We start from the raw sequence: 19,199 nt of genomic DNA, 5'->3' as shown, positions 1-19,199 counted from the left end.
GGTCAGCGGACGACGTAGACGCGGATGCAGATCTGCTCGTCCTCGTCGCGGGCCAGGCCGATGAACTGGTTCCGGCTGAGCCAGCTGTGCGCTGGAGCATCCGTCTGGAACACGGGGGCCGTGCGGAAGTACGGCTCCCCGTCGTCCTCCTCGCGGTAGTAGCCGCGGTTGAGGATGTCGATCGCCGCACCGTCTTCGGCGCGCAGCAGGTAGCGCGCCTCGAGCTGATGGGTGCCGTCGCGTTCGACCGACCAGTCGCCGCCGCCCGGCAGCACGACGCCGCGCAGCAGCGGGCCATCGACGGTGCCCCCGGTGATCGGGGTGAAGGCGAGGATCTCGTGCGGCCCGCGACCGAGATGGATGTCGACGTCGACGTCCACGCGGATCTCGAAGGCGTACTCCAGGACCGGAGCAGAAAGGGCGGCGGGGTCGATCATGACAGGTCTCCTTCGAGGACGGGGAGGCGGAGGACGAGACCGGATGGTCCGCCGAGCATGAGATGCTGCCGATTCACGGCGGTCGCGCCGCCCGCCCACGGGTCAGCACCCGTGCCGGTCTGCGGGAGGAACTCGGGGTAGTCGCTGCTCGACACGTGCAGTCGCAGGCGGTGGCCGGCGCTCACGCGGTAGCCGATCTGTCCGAGGTCGATGTCGAGGTCGGCGGGCTCCGTGGCCTCGGTGACCTGACGCTGACCGCGGGCGATCCGCAGGGCCGTACCGTCGGGGGCGACGTCGAGCAGGCGCAGGAACACGTCCATCACCGGTCCATCGGAACGCACGCGCACGGCAGCCCGCACGGAGCCTGCGAGGTCGAGGTCGACGCCGAGGGGTGCGGTGCTGAAGGCGAGCACGTCATCGCGGTCGCCGAGCGGCGCCTCGTCGGGAAGTTCCAGCAGGAAGGAGAACGCGTCGTCGGCGCTCGAGGGCACGAGGTCGCCGGGATCGTGAATCCAGCCGATCTCGGTGGTCGCCGAGGCATCGGCATCCGTCGTCAGCCCGCCGTCGGCTGTCGCCCTCAGCTCTGCGGTGCGGACGCCGGCAGGCGGCCAGGCGGCCGCGACGCGGTCTTCGTTCGTGCCGGCGAGGTTCCAATGCACCGGGGCGATGTCGCCGGGCGAGCCGTTTCCCCGCAGATAGACCTCGAAGAAGGCGAGCGCGGGGTCCAGCGTGCGTGGCAGCAGCCCGCGCACCTGCTCCTCCGAGCGCTCGACGACGCGATCATCGGGCTCGCCCAGGAGCTCGTAGCCTTCATGGTCGATCGATTCGATGCGCAGGTGGTGGTGCGCGGCCCATGCCGGATGTCTCTCGATCTCGGCGACGTCGGCCCAGGACAGCGGAGCGCAGTTGTCCCACCACCCGATCGTGTGCAGCACGGGGATGGAACGGGCCGCGAAAGGTGTGCCCAGCGGGAAGCGGGGGAGATGCACAGGGCGCGGATACCACTGGTCGTAGGAGATCGAGCGGTCGCCGACGGCCGTGAGGAAGTCCTCGACCTGAGCGGCGAAGTCGCGGCGCGACCAGTCGGGCTCCCACAGGAACGTGTCGTTGCCGTGGAAGTGGCTGACCGGATACAGATAGGTGATCGCCCATTCGACACTCGAGTCGCGCTCGCCCGCGTTGCGGCGCACCGGCTCGCCCAGGCTCGTGCCCGTCACCCGCGGCGCGATCGCCTTGAGCGCCGGGTGGCCGCTGGCCGCCGCCGCCCATTGCGTGTAGCCGTAGTAGCTGTCGCCCCACATGACGACGCGTCCGTTCGACCACGGCTGCTGCACGATCCAGTCGAGCGTGTCCTCGCCGTCGCAGACCTCGTTCACGAAAAGGAGCGCTTCGCCCTCGGAGCGGAACTTTCCCCGGACGTCCTGAGCGACCACGCGGTAGCCGCGGCCCAGGAAGTACTCCGCGATGAGCGGAATGTACGTGTACGTGCCGCTCTTGTCGTAGGGAAGGCGGATGAGGACGGTGTCGCCGGCCTCCGTCTCGGAGCCCGGCAGGTAGACGTCGGCGGCGAGCTTCACTCCGTCGCGCATTCGGACGCGGGCGGGGCGGGCGAGGTCGCTCTCCGGCGCCGCCGAGATGCGGAGGTAATCCGTCATGTCTCTCCTTCGAACCCTGATCTTCGGTGTGGGTGAACACAACGTATGAGCGTCCTGGTTAATAGTCAAGTCCGACTAGACTAGAAACTTGATAACGATTCGGATATCCTGCTCGAGGCACTGCTTGAGGCAGGGAGGGGGACTGATGGCACGTCCAACGGTGGCGGCAGAGCGCCGAGACCAGATCATCGACGCAACATTGCAGACAGTCGCGCAGCACGGCATCGCCGGCACGTCGCTCGATCGCATCGCCGAAGCTGTCGGGATGTCCCGCGGGCACGTGCGGCATTTCGTGGGCAACCGCGATCAGCTGCTCGTCGAGACCGCCCGCCGCGTGTTCTCGGACGAAGCCGGGCGACTGACGATCCTGCCCGACGAGGTGACCACCTTCACCGAGGCTCTCGATTTCCTCTTCGGCGAGGACTTCACGCGCTCCGACGCGGAGAACGCCGTCGTCCTCGGCTTCGTGGAACTCTCCCGTACGACGCCCACGATCGCCGAGATCCTCGCGGACGCCTATTCGAGCACGCGCAGGGCGCTCGCCGCCTTCGCCGTCACCGCATATCCCGAAGCCGATACCGAGACCTGCGAGTTCGTGGCGGACGCGACCCTGTCGGCCGCTCTCGGCAACGTGTTCATGGGCGACTTCGATCCCGACGAGGTGCGCACGGCACGCGTGCGCCGGGCAGTGGAGAAGCTCCTCGCAGCGATCTGACCGGATGCCGCGACCGAGGACCCATGAAATGAACCTGCAGACGGAGAGAACAGCCGCGCGTCAGGCGATGTAGATCTTGCGCAGCGTCTCGCTGACGGTCCAGACCGTGCGCTGGCCGTCGGCGAGGCGGACCACGGAGCCTGCGCCGACCTCGAGGTCGGGCAGGTCCGGGTCGTCGAACGCGATGCTCGCGCGACCGCTGAGCACCACGAAGACCTCGTCGGCCTCGGTGTCGGATGCCGTGCCCGGGGTCATCTCCCAGACGCCGATCTCGGTGTCGCCGAGTGCGGCGAGGACGACACTCGCCGCCGTCGGCGCACCGTCGCGCACCTCCTCGGTCGGGAGCGGTTCGTGCGCGAGGGGCAGCGCCGCGGCATCCACTCCGGTCCCCGGCGCGAGCGCTCCGCCGGCGGGCGAGCTCACGAGTCGAAGCCCATGCCGACGGCATCCAGCGTCTTGAGGAAGAGGTTGCGCCTGCCCTCGTTGTGGTCGGCCTGGTTCATCGCGGCGCGCACCAGGTTGACGCCGATCGAGGCGGCGGGCTCCGGCGGGAAGGGGATGGGCTTCTCGCGCACCATCTGCAGCTCGGTGCGCTCGGTCTTCTCGCCCGACAGCTTGTCGAGCATGACGTCGGCGGCGAAGCGCGCGGCCCCCACGCCGAGTCCGGTGAAGCCGGTGGCGTACGCGACCCGCCCGCGACGGGCGGTGCCGAAGAAGGCGCAGAACCTGCTCGACGAGTCGATCGCCCCGGCCCAGCGGTGTGTGAATTTCAGGCCCTCGAGCTGCGGGAACGTCGTGAAGAAGTGCGAGGCGAGCTTGCGGTGGCTCTCCATGCGGTCCTCGTACTCGGGACGCACCTTGCCGCCGAAGTGGTAGATCGCGTCGTAGCCGCCGAAGAGGATGCGGTTGTCGGCGGTGAGCCGGTAGTAGTGGAACTGGTTCGCGCTGTCGGCGAGGCCCTGGCGGTTCGACCAGCCGATCGAGGCCAGCTGCTCGGTCGAGAGCGGCTCGGTCATCAGCACGTAGTCGTACACGGGCACGGTCATCAGGCGGTTGCGCTTGAGGAGCGAGGGGAAGACGTTCGTGCCGAGCGCCACGGCATCCGCCGTCACCCGCCCGCCGGGCGTCACGAGCGTGATCGGTCCCGACCCGTCGCCCTCGACGCGGCGCACCAGGCTGTGCTCGTAGATCTCGACGCCGAGCTCCACCGCGACGCGTGCCAGCTCGAGGCCGAGCTTCGCGGGGTGCACCATCGCGCAGCCCTCACGCTCCCAAGAGCCGGCGAGGAACGTGTCGGAGTGCACCTCGGCCTGCACGGCCTCCTGGTCGAGGAAGCCCGGCTCGTCGCGGTACCACTCGACCTGGTGCGGCTCGACGGCGACAGCGAGCTGTCCCGTGCGCTCGAAGTCGGCCTTCATGTCGTAGCGCGCGACCGTCTGCTCGATGCCGTCGAGGTTCTCCAGCCCCAGCTCCTCGAGGCGGTCGATCTCGTCGGGCCAGCGGGTCAGGCCGTTCTCGTGGCCGTGCGTGAGGCTCGCCTCGCAGAAGCCGCCGTTGCGTCCGGATGCCGCCCACGCGAGGCGCGACGCCTCCAGCAGCACGACGCGGCGCTCGGGGTCGCGCTCCTTGGCGCGCACGGCCGTCCACAGCCCGGTGTAGCCGCCGCCGACGATGGCGAGGTCGGCCGTCACGTGCCCGGTGAGGGCCGGATGCTCGGGGCGCGGCACGTCATCGAGCCAGAAGACGCCGAGCGCGGTGTCGCGCAGGGAGGCCTCGACCGCGATCGGGGCGGGCAGGCGGCGTTCGAAGACGGTGGTTCCCATGATCAGTCCTGGTCTCCCTGGTTTCCGTGTTTTCCGTGGCGGGCGGTGCGCGTCAGCGCGTGCCCCAGTTGTAGAGGTCTTTGTAGAGGCCCGCGTAGAGCAGGCTCTCGGTGTGCGCGACACCCGGGATCGTACGGATGCGGGTCGCGATGAGGTCGATGAGGTGCTCGTCGTCCTCGCACACGGCCTCGACGAGGATGTCGAAGGTGCCGAGGGTCACGACGACGTAGGCCAGTTCGCGCACCTTCGTGAGCTCCTGTGCGATCTCGCGCGGATCGCCTGTGACCCGGATGCCGATCATCGACATGCGGTGGAAGCCGAGCTGCATCGGGTCGGTCACCGCGACGATCTGGATGACGCCCGCCTCGGTCATGCGCTGCACGCGCTGGCGTGCGGCTGCTTCGCTGAGCCCGACCTCGCGGCCGATCTCGGCGTAGGGGCGGCGGCCGTCTTCCTGGAGGAGTTCGACGATCCGCTTCGAGATGTCGTCGAGGGCGGGTGTTGGCTTCGTGCTCATGGGTCGATATTGTCAGGCGAGAATGGATGCCGCAACTGATTCAGTCGTTTTGGTAGGAGTGAACCTTCCGATTTCGTGGCGGAGGCGTTACGCTGACGCCATGCTCAGTGATCTTCTGAAGGACTCCGCGACGCTCCAGAACTTCATCGGCGGCCGGTACGTGCCCGCGGCGGGGGGCGAACGGATGCCGCTCCTCGACCCCGTCACCGAGGAGACCTACGGCGAGATCCCGCTCTCCGACGCCGGAGATGTCGATGCGGCCTACGCCGCGGCATCCGCTGCCTTCCCGATCTGGCGCGACACGACGCCTGCCGAGCGGCAGCTCGCCCTGTTCCGCATCGCCGACGAGATGGAGGCGCGCGCCGAGGAGTTCGCGGATCTCGAGTCGCAGGACACCGGCAAGCCGCGCGCGAGTCTGGTCGCCGACGAGATCATGCAGTCGGTGGATCAGCTGCGCTTCTTCGCGGGTGCCGCCCGCAGCCTCGAGGGCCGTGCGGCGGGGGAGTACCTCGCCGGGCACACGTCGTTCGTGCGCCGCGAGCCGGTCGGCGTGATCGGCCAGGTGACGCCGTGGAACTATCCGCTGAACATGGCGGTCTGGAAGATCGGGCCCGCGCTCGCCGCCGGCAACACGGTGGTGCTGAAGCCCGCCGAGTCGACGCCCCTCACGACGCTGCTGCTGGCGGAGATCGTCGCGCTGCACACGCCCGCCGGGGTGCTCAACGTCGTGCTGGGTGCCCGCGACACGGGGGTCGCGCTGGTGGAGCATCCGGTGCCGCAGATGGTCGCCATCACCGGGTCGGTGCGGGCCGGCATGGCCGTCGCCCGGTCGGCCGCGAACGACGTCAAGCGCGTGCATCTGGAACTCGGAGGCAAGGCGCCCGCGATCGTGTTCCCGGATGCGTCGATCGAGAAGGCCGCCGCGGGGATCGTGAACGCCGCGTTCTTCAACGCCGGACAGGACTGCACGGCGGCGACGCGCGTGCTCGTGCACACGTCGATCCACGACGAGCTCGTGGAGGCGCTCGTGGCGAGTGCTCGGAGCGATGCGCGGACGGGTGGGCCGCAGGAGGAAGGCGTGCTGTACGGCCCGCTCAGCAGTGCCGCGCAGCTGGAGCAGGTGACGGGTTTCATCGAGCGGCTGCCTGCGCACGCGACCGTCGAGACTGGCGGGCGCCGTCAGGGCGACCGCGGATACTTCTTCGAGGCGACGATCGTGTCGGGCCTGCGCCAGGATGACGAGGCGGTGCAGGGCGAGATCTTCGGTCCTGTGCTCACGGTGCAGGCGTTCTCCGATGAGGAGGAGGCGCTGGCCATGGCGAACGATGTGCCGTACGCACTGGCGTCATCGGTGTGGACGACCGATCACGCGCGGGCTATGCGGTTCTCGCGCGACCTCGACTTCGGCTGCGTCTGGATCAACACCCACATCCCGTTCGTGTCGGACATGCCGCACGGCGGGTTCAAGCACTCCGGCTACGGCAAGGATCTGTCGCAGTACGGCTTCGACGACTACACCCGCATCAAGCACGTGATGACCGCGCTGGACTGATGCCGTGCGCGGGGCCAGCAGGATGCTGGTCCCGCGCGGTGACCGGGTCAGGTCACGTTCTGCGCGAGCCAGGGCCGGGGATCCACGGGGACGGTGTTGAGGTGCACCTCGAAGTGCAGGCACGAGCCGAACACGTATCCGGTCGATCCGACGTCGCCGATGTACTGGCCCGCCTCGACGCAGTCGCCGACCTCGACCGCGCGACTCCCGTAGGTCATGTGGGAGTAGACGGTGCTCACGGCCTTCCCGTCGACGATGCTCTCGATCTGGATCGTCACGCCGTAGCCCTGGAAGCTCTCGGTCGACCGGGAGACGCAGCCCCTCATGGCCGCATTGATCGGCGTGCCGAGCGGAGCGGCGAAGTCCTGGCCGAGATGGGACCGCCCGGGTCGTGAGGCGCCGAAGCCGTCGGTGAACGAGTACGTCCCATCGGCCATCGGCATCACGATGCGATCTGCGATCGGGATCTCCATCGCGCTGCTGAGCGGCATGCCGGCGGCAACCGCGGCAGCGACAGCACGGGAGCGCGTCTCCTTGATCTCCTCGGGCGTCGTCGCGGCGAAAGCTCCGCGCGGAGCGATCTCGGCGCGGATCTCGTTCTTCGCCGTGTATGCCTGAGAGTCGGCGTCTGCCGTGGTGGAGACGGCAGCTGCGGCGCTGGCTGCGGCGGTCTGATCGCTCAGTGGGTTGAGGCCGGGAAATGCTGCTCCGGTCATCATCACGCCGATGGCGAGCGTGGCACCGAGCGCCTTGACCTTCGCCCAGCGGCGCTTCGTCCGGCGGGACTGAACCCGGGAGATCGGTGCGACCGACCGCGTCGTCTTCGAGGTCGGCCGGGGTGTGATCATCGGGGGTCGCTGCGGCGGCAGCGGAACGGACATCGGTTCTGGCATCGATGCTGACGGGGGTTCTGGCATCGATGCTGACGCAGGTGGGTTCGCTCGGCGGGGGCTCTGCGCACTCGCGGATGCGGAGCGCCGGAGATCACGGCGCAACAGCGGGCGTTGCGAGTCGGAGGTGTCTGTTGCTGGTTCCGAGGCACCCTGAGCGGGCTCGGTGGGCAGGGAGTTCGTGACGGGTCCTTCCGGAGGAGGGTGTACTTCGGCGGTCGATCCCCCCGGATGCCACCGTTACCGTTCCGTAATTTATGCGCTGGGCCGCGCGGGGTCAAATCGACCGCGAGCAGCGAGTCGAAGTGGCGGAACGCCTCAGCTGGCGAGCGACTTGACCCGCCGGTGCTCCTTCAGCGTGAGGTTCGGCCGCTCGTCCACCTTCGTGGCGCCGTCGAGTTCCCAGCCTTGGCGGGCGTAGAAGGCATCGGCGCGGTCGTTGCCGTCGAGCACCCACAAGTAGGCGCGGGTGTGTCCGGCATCCGCGATGCGTTGTTCAGCGGCCTCCAGGAGGGCGCGGCCGACGCCGGTGGACCACGCGTCGGGATCGGCGTAGATGCCGTAGACCTCTCCGTCGGCAGCGCCGTCGTCGTCACGACCTGAGCCGAACGACGCCCAGCCGAGGATCGCTCCGTCACGGACCGCGACCAGGATGCCGAGGCCGGTGGGAAGCGGTGTGGCGATGAACCCGCGCCAGCTGGCCGCGCGGTCCGGGATCGACAGACCGTCCAGGACATCCTGATCGATGAGCCCGCGATATGCCGCGCGCCACGAGCGCACGTGGATGGAGGCGACCTGGTCGGCGTCATCGACTCGGCCGTCGCGGACTTCGATGGCTGTCATCGAGCCAGCCTAGTCAGGGCGCGGGAGTGTGGGCGAGTGGTGGTCATGGTGGTTATGGGGAGGAAAGGCGAGTTGTCCGTGTGTCTGGAATATCGGTCTGGACTGGGATTTTTGGGGAGGAATGTCGGTGGCCCGGGGTTGAATGAGGGGTATGGACAACACCACGGAGCATCTCGAGCAGGTCAGCGTCGACCTGCGTGAGATGCTGCGTGCGGACCGTGTGCGGGCGTTGCCGGATGCGGGGAAGATGGACTTTCTCCGGGCCGTGGGGAGGCGCAGTGGATGCTCGACGCCGCGGTCGTCGAGACGATCGCGGCCACCGACGCCGGATTCCCCGGGTCGTTCGGGTGCGCATCGATGAACGAGCTGCTTCAGCGCGTGCTGCGCACCGATGCGACAGGCGCCGGCCGCGTGGTACGGGCGGCGAAGATCGTGCACCGGGACACGGAGTTGACCTCGGGCGCACCGCTGCCCGCCTGGTGGCCGCAGCTGCGCGATGCGCTGCTCGACGGGGTCGTCGGCATCGCGGGGCTGCTGGCGGCGACCGGGCCGATCGATCAGGCCGGGAGGCGGATCAGCCCGGAGGACCGGCTGCAGGCGGATGCCGCGCTGGCGGCGTATGCGCGCGGGCTCGTCGACGACGACGAGACTGCCGGTCTTGATGCGGATCTGGATGCTGATGCGGACGATGGTGCAGAGACGGACCTGGGCGCAGATGTCGCTCCTCCGGCGACGCCGGAAGACCTGCGGTTCCGGGCGCAGCTGATCGTGGCGTACCTCGACCCGGACGGCGCGAAGCCCGCGGAGGATGTCGCCATGCGCACACGCGGTGTGACTCTCGGGCGGGAGAAGGACGGCGTGATCCCGATCCGGGGTCATCTGCTTCCGGAGCTCGCCGGGCAGATGAAGGCCGGATGGGACGCCTACCTGAATACGAAGGTGGACGGTCCGCCGATGCCGGGGGTGGCGTTTCGCCCGACCGAAGACCATGAGGGATCGGCATCCGGCCCCTCGTCCACAGATGACGAGCCGGGTGATGATTCGTCTCTGCCGCCCGGTGACTCGAGCGGTATGGTCGACACCCGCACGAGGGCTCAGAAGCAGCACGACGCGCTCGCCGCGATGCTCGGCATCGCCGCCCGACACCACGCGATGCCCAGACTCGGCGGTGCCGCGCCCACCCTGCTCGTGACAGTCACCGCCGAGGACTACGCGACCGGCCGAGGGTGGGCCCACGTCGCGGGCATCGACACCCCCGTCTCCGTAGACGTCGCGCGGCACACGGCCTGCGGCGGCAACGTGCAGCGGGTGCTGTTCGACCCGGAGGGCCGCATCATCGGCATCGGGGCGACCGATCGGATCTTCACCGTCCACCAACGCCGCGCCATCATGCAGCGCGACAGGGAGTGCCTGATCCCCGGCTGCCACGTGCCCGCGTCGTGGTGTGAGATCCATCACGTGACGGAGCACGCGAGGGGCGGCCCGACCCACACCGACAACGGCGTCACCCTGTGCTGGCATCACCATCGCACCCTCGACGGTTCCGGGTGGGAGATCCGCATGCAGAACGGGGTCCCGCAGGTGCGCGGCCCGGGCTGGTGGGATCCCCACCGACGCTGGCGCACGCCCGGGCACATCCTCGCCAGCGTCCGCCGCCGTGCGGGATGAGCGCCGAGCGGAATGAGCGGCGTGCGGCATGAGCGCCTGTGTCTATGGCATGAGCGCCGCGATCCATGGGTGTCCTGGGTGCGCTGTCTCCAAGGCGGCCCGAAGCCAGCGAGCAGATCCCGCTTCCAGCAGAGGGCTCGCAGTCTCGAAGTCTTGCTGATCCTCTGGGCGCAGACCGCGGGCCTTGTGCAGCAGTTGAACCTCCGGCCGCAGATACCGCACTCCTTCGTATTCCCAGAGGATGCTGCCGAAGGGAAGGGTGATCCTCGGGTCGCGCTTGTATGTCCAGAGTTCCTCCGTGGCATCCATGAGGATGACGTCGTACTCCCACGGACCCGCGCCGCTCCTGCGCAACCACAGATTGCTGCACGTCGGCGAGATCGCGGGATCGTCACCGACCAACGGCGTCAACGTGCCCCGGTCTGCGGCCCAGACGTCCCACTCGCCCTCGAGATGATCGAGCAGAGTTGCTGCATCTGCGCGCGGGACGCTCGGGTCGATGTCGCCGTGCGGGCGAGCGACTCCGGTGAACGCCTCGACGGCCCAACCACCGGCGAGCCACCAGCGGTGCGCATAACCGTCGAACAGCGCGACGACATCTGCCGGACCTCGCGAACGCCATGGCCCGTAGAGACGCACGATCTCCTCATGATCCATGGCTCCACCGTACGTTCTCGGTGCTCTCCGGCCGTCGAATCCGAGTTCCTCCGCCCCATCGACGGGTGCAACCCGATGTGGCATAGTGGGCGGGACGCCGACCCAGGGATGACATGTCGAGACCACTCGCGGGACCGCAGAGCCTGCTTCGAACCCTCAACGGCCGCGCGATCCTCGAGGCGCTCGCGCGCAGCGGTCCCCAGACCCGGGCCGAGCTGATGGCCGCCACGGGCCTCTCCCGCACAGCCGTGACGCAGGTGCTGCGGATGCTCGATGCCGCCGGGGCCGTCGCCGCTGCCGGAGTCGACCGCGACACCCGCGGCCCTGCCGCCGGCCGCGTCGGCCTGCACCCGCGCCTCGGGTTCGCCGCCGCCGTGCACGTCGACCACCGCGCAGCCCACGTCGTGCTCGTCGACGCGACCGGAGCGGTACGCGCCGAGCAGCACGCCCCGTTCCCGATGAGCGACGACCGCGTCGGGCATATCGCCGGGATCATCGACGGGTGCCGCCGCGCGCTGAAGGGACCCGTGCACCTCGCGGTCGTCGGCGTCCCCGGTATCGTCACCCCCGAGGGCGGCATCCGCGACGACCTCGGGCCCGACGGCGGCGCCTTCCGCACCGCACTCTCCGACGCTCTCGGTTGCCCCGTCCGCGTCGAGAACGACGTGAACCTCGCTGCGCTCGCCGAGCTCACCGCGGGAACAGGCGGCGAACTCGCCAGCTTCGCCCTGCTGCACCTCGACGATGGTCTCGGCGCCGGCATCGTGATCGACGGCGTCCTGCACCGCGGATTCTCCGGGGTCGCCGGAGAGGTCGCCTACCTCCCGCAGACTCCCTTGCCGATCGGCGCACCCATCGTGAACGACGCGGTCGTCGGAGACCTCGCGCTCGGACTCGGACTCGACGTCGACGCCTCACTCGTCGCCCACCTGGAAGCCGCCGCCGCAGGAGACGAGTCCGCGCAGAAGCTCGTCGCCGAGCTCGGCCGACGCATCGTGCTGGTGGCCGGCACGGTCGGGCTGGTGCTCGACCCCGAGGCGTTCATCCTGGGCGGCGACGCGGTGCATCCGATGCTCGTCGAGGCCGTCGCGCGCGTCGCCGACGAGTACGCCGCACAGCTGCCGCTGCGCTTCCTGGTCTCGTCGTTCGGACCGGAGGCCCCACTCGTCGGCGCCGTCGGCGAAGCGGCATCCGCCCTCCGGGTCGCCCTGTTCACCAGCATCCTCACCCCGCCCGCCAAGACCCGCTGACCGTTCCGACAGGATCCGCCGATGACCGCTCCGTCCGACCTCGCCGATCGCCTCGGACTCGCGCCGGGCGCGCGGGCCATCATCCTCAACGCCGACGACTTCGGCATGTGCCATGCGGCCAACACGGCCATCGTCGAGCTGCTCACCGCCGGGCGGATCGACTCGACCACGGTCATGGTGCCGTGCGCCTGGTCGCCGGAGGCCCTCGCCTTCGCCGCCTCCCGCTCCGACCTCGACGTCGGCGTGCACCTCGTGCTGACCAGCGAATGGACCCGCTACCGCTGGCGTCCGCTGACCGGCACCGCGACCACCCTCGTCGACGCCGACGGCTTCTTCCCCGCCGACACCGCCGTCGTCGAGCAGACGGCCTCCGACGACGACGTCGCCGCCGAGATCGCCGCGCAGCTGCAGGCCGCACTCGACGCCGGCGTCGACGTCACTCACCTCGACAACCACATGGGATCGGTCTACGGGCTTCTCACCGGCCGCGACTTCCTCCGTCCGGTGTTCGAGCTCGCCGCCCGCCACGGCCTCCCCTTCCGCCTGCCGCGCAGTATGGACGGCGTGGGAGCGGATGCCGCGCTGCAGGCGAAACTCGACGACGCGGCCGCCGGAGCCGACGCCGCGGGCGTCGAGATCGTCGACCGCCTGTGGAGCCACCCGTTCCCGCTCCTCGGAGAGGGGACGGCAGAGGAGGAGACCTACGAGCAGGTGCGCGACGGCTTCGTCGCTCTGCTGCGCGCCGTGCCTGCGGGCCTGACCGAGATCTACCTGCATCCGATGGTCGACGACGACGAACTGCGTGCGGCCGTCGACTTCGGCGCCGTGAAACGCGGCTACGAACTGCGGCTCCTGAGCGACCCGGTGGTCCTGCAGGCGATCGAGGATGAAGCCCTCGTGCGCGTGGGCTGGCGCGATCTGCGCGACCTGCAGCGGAGTCGCATCCGATGACTTCGCTGGGCGGGCGGCTCCGCGAGCGCCGCCTGGACGCGGCGCCCACCCGGGCGCAGTCGATCGCCTTCGGAGCCTCAGGGTTCCCCACCCAGCTGATGGCGCAGACGTTCTCGGCGTTCGTCGTCTACTTCTACGTCTCGCAGCTCGCGGTGCCCGCGGCCTGGGTCGCGGTCGCGATGATCGCGCACGGCATCCTGAACGCCGTGCTGAACCCCGTCGTCGGCGCGCTCTCCGACCGGATCCGCACGCCGTGGGGCCGCCGCATCCCCTGGATCGGCCTCGGCATCGTGCCGCTGGTCGTCGCGTTCGCCCTGGTCTGGATGCCACCCGAACTCCCGGTCGCGGGTCTCATCGCCTGGTTCCTCATCGTCGTGGCCGTGTACGACATCGCCTTCGTGGTCGTGGTGCTGAACGTCTCGGCGCTGTTCCCGGAGATCTTCCGCACCACCGACGAGCGCGCCAGAGGCAACGTGCCCCGGCAGATCTTCGCGATCCTCGGCATCGTGCTCGGCACGGCCGGCGCGCCCCTCCTGTACGACACGATCGGCTGGCCGGGCATGGCCCTCGTGCTGGGCGGAGTCTGCCTGGTGCTGCTCGTGTGGTCGTTCCTCGGCGGCATGATCGAGCGGCGTGTGCCGGAGGATGCCGCGACCGCGACGGCGCCGATGCGCTTTCGCGACCAGGTGACATACACGTTCCGGAACAGGGCCTTCGTGCCCTACGTGCTCGGGTCGTTGTTCGTGCAGACCGCGATCGCCGTGATCCTCGCCGCGATCCCGTTCTACGTCCGTTACTCGCTGGGCGCCGCCGACGGGGAGGGCAGCCTGCTGCTCGGCGCGATCTTCGTCACCGCGATCCCCTCGATCCTGTTGTGGAGTGCTGTCGTGCGTCGCACGAGCCCACGCACGGCTCTGCTGTGGAGCGTCGCCGTGTTCGGCGTCGCGGTGCTCGGATACCTGGCGCCGTCGAATGTGCTCGGCGCTGCTCTCGTCGGAGTCGCGGTCGGCGTCGGCGTCGGAGGGCTGCTGCAGCTGCTCGAGGTGATGCTCGCGCAGATCATCGACGCGGATGCCGTGCGCACCGGTCACCGCCGCGAAGGCGCCTACTTCGGGGTCAACGGCTTCGTGGTACGCGGTTCGGTCGTGCTCCAGGCGGTCGTCGCGGCCTGGGTGCTGACCGCATCCGGTTTCGATGCTGCTCTCGGCGATGCGCAGCCCGACAGCGTCGACGGCGGCATCCGCCTGATGCTCGCGGTGATCCCCCTCGCTTTCACCGCTCTCGCCTGGCTGTGCTTCTTCCTCTACCCCATCCGCACCCGCGACCTCTGACCCGCGTTGGCGGGGACGTTTCGTCTCCTCCGCTCCGCTCCGTCGCTCAACGACCGGGTAGCGCCCCCACAGACACCGCACGCAGTCGGAGAGCGAAGCGAGCCGCTGCCTCCTCGTACCTCCGCCATGGAGAACTCGGGCAGTGACGCGACTGCGGGTGCGGGGATCGCGCCGAAGCGAGCATCGGGGAGGGGACCCGCTTGCGGGGAGGGGCGCCCCGCTCTGCGAGCGGCGGCGCGTTCCCCGCACCCGCCCCCGAGAGACCTAAGAAACCACGAACGAACTAAACAGCCGCCCGCCGAGCTTCCCAACCGGTCGCCACCATTGCATCCACCGAGTACCGCATCTTCCAGTCCAGGTCGCGGGCGGCGAGCTCTCCCGTGGCGACGATGCGGTCGGGGTCGCCGGGGCGGCGCGGGCCGATCTCGGGGGTGAAGTCGATGCCGGTGACGCGGGCGACGGCATCCATGATCTGCTTCACGCTGAGGCCGTCGCCGGAGCCGAGGTTGTAGGCGGGTTCGATGGGCTGTCCGCCTGCGAGACGCTGGGCCGCTTCGACGTGTGCGGCGGCGATGTCGCCGACGTGCACGTAGTCGCGCACGTTGGTGCCGTCTTCCGTGGCGTAGTCGTCGCCGAAGATCTTCGGGGTCTTCCCGGCGATCAGTGCTTCGAAGACGATGGGGAACAGGTTGTGGGGGCTGACGTCGTAGACGGTCGGGTCGGCCGATCCGACGACGTTGAAGTAGCGCAGCGAGGTGTGGCGGAGCGGATGCTCGGAGTCGGCGGTCGCGATCGCCTGGTCGCGCAGCAGCCATTCGCCGATGAGCTTGGACTCTCCGTAGGGGCTGGCCGGCTTCTTGGCGGCGTCCTCTTCGACGAGGGCGACGTCGGGGGTGCCGAACACGGCCGCAGACGACGAGAAGACGATGTTCGCGACTCCTGCGGCCTCCATCGCCTCGAGGATCACACGGGTGCCCTCCACGTTCTGCGCGTAGGTGTGCAGCGGTCGCTGGACCGAGACTCCGGCGTACTTGTATCCGGCGACGTGGATCACGCCGTCGGCGTCGTGGTCGCGCAGCGCCTTCTCGACGAGCTCGCGGTCGAGGATGCTGCCCTGCACGAACGGCACGCCCTCTGGCACGAACGATGCGACGCCGCTGGAGAGGTCGTCGAGCACGACGGGCGTGAGACCGGCATCCGCCAGGGCGCGGACGACGTGGGCTCCGATGTAGCCGGCGCCGCCGGTCACGATCCAGGACATTGCGTTCCTCTCCTGCCGCGGGCGCGGCTCGGTCGACTGATCATTCTGTCAGGCGTCGCGGTGAGCCCCGGCCGACGGCGTGACCGTGAACAGGGCGGGGGCGCGGAAGCCGGATGCCGCGAACGCCGCGGCCACGGCATCCGACACGGTCGTGACGGCATCCTGCTCGACCAGCGCGATCGCCGCGCCGCCGAAGCCTCCGCCGGTCATCCGCGCACCCAGCGCCCCTGCGGAGAGGGCCGCGTCGACGGCGGTGTCGAGCTCGGGGACCGAGATCTCGAAGTCGTCGCGCATCGAGACGTGCGAGGCGACGAGCAGGTCACCGATCGCCCGCGCGCCCTGCTCGCGCAGCACGCGCACCGTGTCGAGCACGCGCTGGTTCTCGGTGACGATGTGGCGCACGCGGCGGAAGGTCACGTCGTCCATCAGCTCCTGGGCGCGCGGGAGGTCGGAGGTCGACACATCGCGCAGCGCCGGGACGCCCATGATCTTCGCGCCGAGCTCGCACGACGCGCGGCGCTCGCCGTAGCCGCCGGTCGAGTGCGCGTGCTTGACGCGCGTGTCCATGGCGAGGATCGCGAGCCCCGCCTCTGCCACGCCGAGGGGCACGACCTGGGCTTCGAGCGAGCGGCAGTCGAGGAAGATCGCGGCATCCGTCTCTCCGAGCATCGACGCCATCTGGTCCATGATGCCGGTCGGGGCACCTACGGCCTCGTTCTCGGCACGACGGCCCACGCGCGCGAGCGCGGTGCGATCGAGCCCCGTGCTCCAGAGCTCGTTCAGAGCGGATGCTGCCGCTCCCTCGATCGCGGCGGACGAGGAGAGCCCGGCGCCGACCGGCACATCGGAGGCGATCGCGATATCGATGCCGCGGAACCCGTGCCCATGGGCATCCGCGGCGGCCTGGCGCAGCGCCCACGCGACGCCGAGGGGATACGCGGCCCACTCGGGAACGGCCGGTTCGGCGCCCGTGGTCGTGGGGAACAGGTCGTCGAGCTCGTCGAGGGCGACCTCCACCGGCTCCTCCGCGAAGGTCGAGGCGACGCGGACACGGCCACGGTCGTCATGGCGAAGGCCGACCGCGGCGACGGTGCGGTGCGGGATCGCGAACGGGAGCACGAAGCCGTCGTTGTAGTCGGTGTGCTCGCCGATGAGGTTCACCCGCCCGGGCGCCGACCACAGTCCGTCGGGCTCACGGCCGGTCAGTTCGACGAAGAGTGCGCGCGCGGCATCCTGCGTCTCGGTCTCGTGCGTCTCGGACAGGGTCATGCGGATTCCTCCTCGCCGATCGACGGGGTCGCGCCGGCGGCGTCGGCGCGCTCGATCGCCTCGCGGATGCGGGCGGCGCCCTGTTCGGGGGTGACCTCGGCGGCCCAGGCCCACATCGCGGCCTCGGATCCGGCGAGGAACTTCAGCTTGTCGGCCGCCCGACGCGGACTCGTGAGCTGCAGGTGCAGGCGCACGGTGTCGCGGCCGACGTTCACGGGAGCCTGGTGCCAGGCGGCGATGTACGGGGTCGGGGTCTCGTAGAGCGCATCGACGCCGCGCAGCAGGCGCAGGTAGAGCGGCGCGAGCTCGTCGCGTTCGGCATCCGTCGTCTCCGCGAAATCGGGAACGTGACGGTGCGGCATCAGGTGCACCTCGAGGGGCCAGCGCGCGGCGAACGGCACGAAGGCCGTCCAGTGCTCGCCGCGGAAGACGACCCGCTCCGACGCCTGCTCGAATTCGAGGATGTGCTGGAACAGATCCGGCGCGGTCCGATCGATCGAGTCGAGGAGCCGGGTGGTGCGCGGCGTCACGTACGGGTAGGCGTAGATCTGGCCGTGCGGATGCGGCAGCGTCACGCCGATCGCCTCGCCGCGGTTCTCGAACGGGAAGATCTGCTCGATGCCCGGGAGCTGCGACAAGGCCGCGGTGCGGTCGGCCCAAGCCTCGATCACGGTGCGGGCGCGGGTGACCGACTGGGTGCCGAAGGAGCCGGAGTGCTCGGGGCTGAAGCAGACGACCTCGCAGCGGCCGACCGAGGTGCGGGTGCGACCGAGCCCGAGGGCGGCGAGATCGTCGAGGCCGCGCGGAGGATTCGCGGCCGCGGGAGCCGTGCCGAGGGCTTCGGCCAGTGCGGGGCCGAACGCGGGGGAGCGGTTCTCGAACACCGCGACGTCGTACAGCGACGGCACCTCGGAGGGGTTGTCGGGCGTCTGCGGGGCGAGCGGGTCGGCGGATGCGCTCGGCATCATGACGCGGTTCTGCCGGTTCGCGGCGACCGTGATCCAGTCACCGGTGAGCACGTCGAGGCGCATCGTGGCGGTGGCGGGGCGCGGGTCGAGCCTGCGGGCGTCGACGGCGCGCTCAGCGCCGAGCGTCGTGCCGGGGTCGTCGTAGTAGATCAGGTCGCGGCCGTCGGCCAGGGTGGTGGCCCGCTTGACGACACCAGCACCGAGTTCTTCGGTGCGCAACTCAGCAACATCTTTCGTGTTCACGTAAACATGGTACGCACATCGCCGTGATAACGTCAACATTCCTGAGTAGTGAACGGAGGATGCCGGTGACCGACAGCGATCTCGATCGTCTCGCCGACCCGCGGCCCCGGTCCCGCCGTCCGTCGTCCGGACGCGTGTCGATGGCGATGGTCGCCTCTCGCGCCGGTGTCTCCGGGCAGACCGTCTCCCGCGTGGTCAACGACAGCCCCCGCGTCGACCCCGCGACCAGGGCCCGCGTCGAGAAGGCGATGGCCGAGCTCGGATATCGCCCGCATCGCGCCGCCCGAGCCCTGCGCACCGGCCGGTCCCAGACGATCGGCCTCGTGGTCACGACGCTCGCCACGGTCGGGAACTCCCGGATGCTGCAGGCCACGGCCGAGGCCGCGGCGGAACGCGGCTACGCCCTCACCGTCGTGACCGCGGCCGACGGCGTCGCCTCGGCGTTCGACCGCTTGGCCGAGCAGGAGGTCGACGGTGCGATCGTGCTGAACGAGGCCTCGGCGCAGGTCTCCGCAGATGCGCGACCCGTGGGGCTCCGCCTCGTCGTGGTCGACGCGCCGACCGACGCCGGCTTCGCCGCCGTGCACAGCGATCACCGCGGCGGAGCGGCAGCGGCGACAGCGCGGCTGCTCGAGCTCGGGCATGACGCCGTGCACCACCTCGCGGGTCCCGTCGACTCCTACGCGGCGACGGAACGCGAGCGCGGCTGGCGCGACACCCTCGCCGCGGCGGGCATCGCGGCGCCCGACGTCGTGCGCGGCGACTGGACCGCCGATGCCGGGTTCGCCGCCGGTGCCGCCCTGGCTTCGGCATCCGCCGTCTTCTGCGCCAACGACCAGATGGCGCTCGGCCTGCTGCGCGCGTTCGCGGAGGCCGGCCGCCGCGTGCCGGAGGACGTCAGCGTGATCGGCTTCGACGACGTGCCGGATGCCGCGAACTACCGCCCTCCGCTGACCACGATCCGTCAGGACTTCACGGTCCTCGCGCAGCGCGCCGTCGGCGCCCTGGTGGCGGAGATCGAGGGTGAGGATGCCGCCGGGTCGGATGCCGGCGGATCGACCTCGGTCATCCCGACGCGACTCGTGGAGCGGGACAGCACGGCAGCGCGCTGACCTCGCACGGGTCGCCACGACAGCGCGCTGGCCGGGAATGCATGCGTATGTCAGACT

At 70.0% G+C, this 19,199-nt stretch carries 18 protein-coding genes; 7 read left to right on the top strand and 11 right to left on the bottom strand.

The features are described 5' to 3' along the window. Positions 1-2: 2 nt before the first annotated feature. Both LC452_RS02960 and LC452_RS02955 read right to left on the bottom strand, forming a co-directional pair. On the bottom strand, positions 3-437 hold the full coding sequence (locus LC452_RS02960) for a DUF3237 domain-containing protein (RefSeq protein ID WP_223622531.1): 435 nt from the start codon (positions 435-437) through the stop codon (positions 3-5). Then, complete coding sequence (locus LC452_RS02955; protein ID WP_223622530.1) at positions 434-2,092, bottom strand: CocE/NonD family hydrolase; 1,659 nt, start codon at positions 2,090-2,092, stop codon at positions 434-436. Before LC452_RS02955 ends, LC452_RS02960 begins: the two co-directional genes overlap by 4 nt. A 145-nt stretch (positions 2,093-2,237) precedes the next feature. On the opposite strand from LC452_RS02955, the gene LC452_RS02950 reads away from it, so the two are divergent. Further along, positions 2,238-2,807: a TetR/AcrR family transcriptional regulator gene (locus tag LC452_RS02950; RefSeq protein WP_223622529.1), complete on the top strand. Its 570-nt coding sequence runs from the start codon at positions 2,238-2,240 to the stop codon at positions 2,805-2,807. Positions 2,808-2,867: 60 nt separating this feature from the next. On the opposite strand, the gene LC452_RS02945 is transcribed toward LC452_RS02950, so the two are convergent. From LC452_RS02945 to LC452_RS02935, 3 genes are read right to left on the bottom strand one after another with little or no spacing between them, the layout of a single operon-like run. After that, on the bottom strand, positions 2,868-3,230 hold the full coding sequence (locus LC452_RS02945) for a cupin domain-containing protein (RefSeq protein ID WP_223622528.1): 363 nt from the start codon (positions 3,228-3,230) through the stop codon (positions 2,868-2,870). Beyond that, on the bottom strand, positions 3,227-4,630 hold the full coding sequence (locus LC452_RS02940; protein WP_223622527.1) for an FAD-binding oxidoreductase: 1,404 nt from the start codon (positions 4,628-4,630) through the stop codon (positions 3,227-3,229). Before LC452_RS02940 ends, LC452_RS02945 begins: the two co-directional genes overlap by 4 nt. A gap of 52 nt (positions 4,631-4,682) precedes the next feature. After that, a complete protein-coding gene (locus LC452_RS02935; protein WP_223622526.1) occupies positions 4,683-5,147 on the bottom strand; it encodes an Lrp/AsnC family transcriptional regulator in 465 nt (154 codons plus the stop codon). Between the two features lie 100 nt (positions 5,148-5,247). Here LC452_RS02935 and LC452_RS02930 point away from each other — a divergent pair, with 100 nt between their 5' ends. Further along, positions 5,248-6,699: a gamma-aminobutyraldehyde dehydrogenase gene (locus tag LC452_RS02930; RefSeq protein ID WP_223622525.1), complete on the top strand. Its 1,452-nt coding sequence runs from the start codon at positions 5,248-5,250 to the stop codon at positions 6,697-6,699. A gap of 47 nt (positions 6,700-6,746) precedes the next feature. Here LC452_RS02930 and LC452_RS02925 read toward each other — a convergent pair whose 3' ends face one another. After that, positions 6,747-7,547, bottom strand: coding sequence for a M23 family metallopeptidase (locus LC452_RS02925; RefSeq protein ID WP_223622524.1), 801 nt, complete (start codon positions 7,545-7,547; stop codon positions 6,747-6,749). A 360-nt stretch (positions 7,548-7,907) separates the two neighbouring features. Next, positions 7,908-8,432: a GNAT family N-acetyltransferase gene (locus tag LC452_RS02920; RefSeq protein ID WP_223622523.1), complete on the bottom strand. Its 525-nt coding sequence runs from the start codon at positions 8,430-8,432 to the stop codon at positions 7,908-7,910. A gap of 282 nt (positions 8,433-8,714) precedes the next feature. Between LC452_RS02920 and LC452_RS02915 the strand changes: the two genes are divergently transcribed. Further along, on the top strand, positions 8,715-10,100 hold the full coding sequence (locus tag LC452_RS02915) for an HNH endonuclease signature motif containing protein (protein ID WP_223622522.1): 1,386 nt from the start codon (positions 8,715-8,717) through the stop codon (positions 10,098-10,100). Positions 10,101-10,142: 42 nt separating this feature from the next. On the opposite strand, the gene LC452_RS02910 is transcribed toward LC452_RS02915, so the two are convergent. Then, on the bottom strand, positions 10,143-10,757 hold the full coding sequence (locus LC452_RS02910; protein ID WP_223622521.1) for a nucleotidyltransferase domain-containing protein: 615 nt from the start codon (positions 10,755-10,757) through the stop codon (positions 10,143-10,145). A gap of 113 nt (positions 10,758-10,870) precedes the next feature. On the opposite strand from LC452_RS02910, the gene LC452_RS02905 reads away from it, so the two are divergent. The 3 genes from LC452_RS02905 to LC452_RS02895 are packed head-to-tail and all read left to right on the top strand — an operon-like array spanning position 10,871 to position 14,289. Beyond that, the gene (locus tag LC452_RS02905) at positions 10,871-12,007 is read left to right on the top strand and encodes an ROK family transcriptional regulator (protein WP_223622520.1); all 1,137 of its coding nucleotides are present in this window, start codon (positions 10,871-10,873) and stop codon (positions 12,005-12,007) included. 21 nt (positions 12,008-12,028) lie between these two features. Further along, entirely contained in the window at positions 12,029-12,958 is a 930-nt protein-coding gene (locus LC452_RS02900; protein WP_223622519.1) for a polysaccharide deacetylase family protein, read from the top strand. Beyond that, positions 12,955-14,289, top strand: a complete 1,335-nt coding sequence (locus LC452_RS02895) for an MFS transporter (RefSeq protein WP_223622518.1) — start codon at positions 12,955-12,957, stop codon at positions 14,287-14,289. Before LC452_RS02900 ends, LC452_RS02895 begins: the two co-directional genes overlap by 4 nt. Positions 14,290-14,572: 283 nt before the next feature. Here LC452_RS02895 and galE read toward each other — a convergent pair whose 3' ends face one another. From galE to galT, 3 genes are read right to left on the bottom strand one after another with little or no spacing between them, the layout of a single operon-like run. Further along, entirely contained in the window at positions 14,573-15,550 is a 978-nt protein-coding gene (galE, locus tag LC452_RS02890) for a UDP-glucose 4-epimerase GalE (RefSeq protein ID WP_223622517.1), read from the bottom strand. Between the two features lie 48 nt (positions 15,551-15,598). Beyond that, positions 15,599-16,819 carry a galactokinase gene (galK, locus tag LC452_RS02885; protein ID WP_223622516.1) on the bottom strand — a complete coding sequence of 407 codons (1,221 nt, stop codon included), beginning with the start codon at positions 16,817-16,819 and terminating at the stop codon, positions 15,599-15,601. Then, positions 16,816-18,030: a galactose-1-phosphate uridylyltransferase gene (gene galT, locus LC452_RS02880; protein ID WP_223622515.1), complete on the bottom strand. Its 1,215-nt coding sequence runs from the start codon at positions 18,028-18,030 to the stop codon at positions 16,816-16,818. Before galT ends, galK begins: the two co-directional genes overlap by 4 nt. Before the next feature lie 140 nt (positions 18,031-18,170). On the opposite strand from galT, the gene LC452_RS02875 reads away from it, so the two are divergent. Next, entirely contained in the window at positions 18,171-19,142 is a 972-nt protein-coding gene (locus LC452_RS02875; protein ID WP_223624683.1) for a LacI family DNA-binding transcriptional regulator, read from the top strand. The last annotated feature ends 57 nt before the right edge of the window (positions 19,143-19,199 follow it).

This window comes from Microbacterium sp. EST19A (assembly GCF_019969685.1).
In the GTDB taxonomy this organism is placed as follows: Bacteria; Actinomycetota; Actinomycetes; order Actinomycetales; family Microbacteriaceae; genus Microbacterium.
The sequence above is the reverse complement of the archived record's forward strand: the minus strand, read 5'-3'. Positions and strand labels throughout refer to the sequence as shown.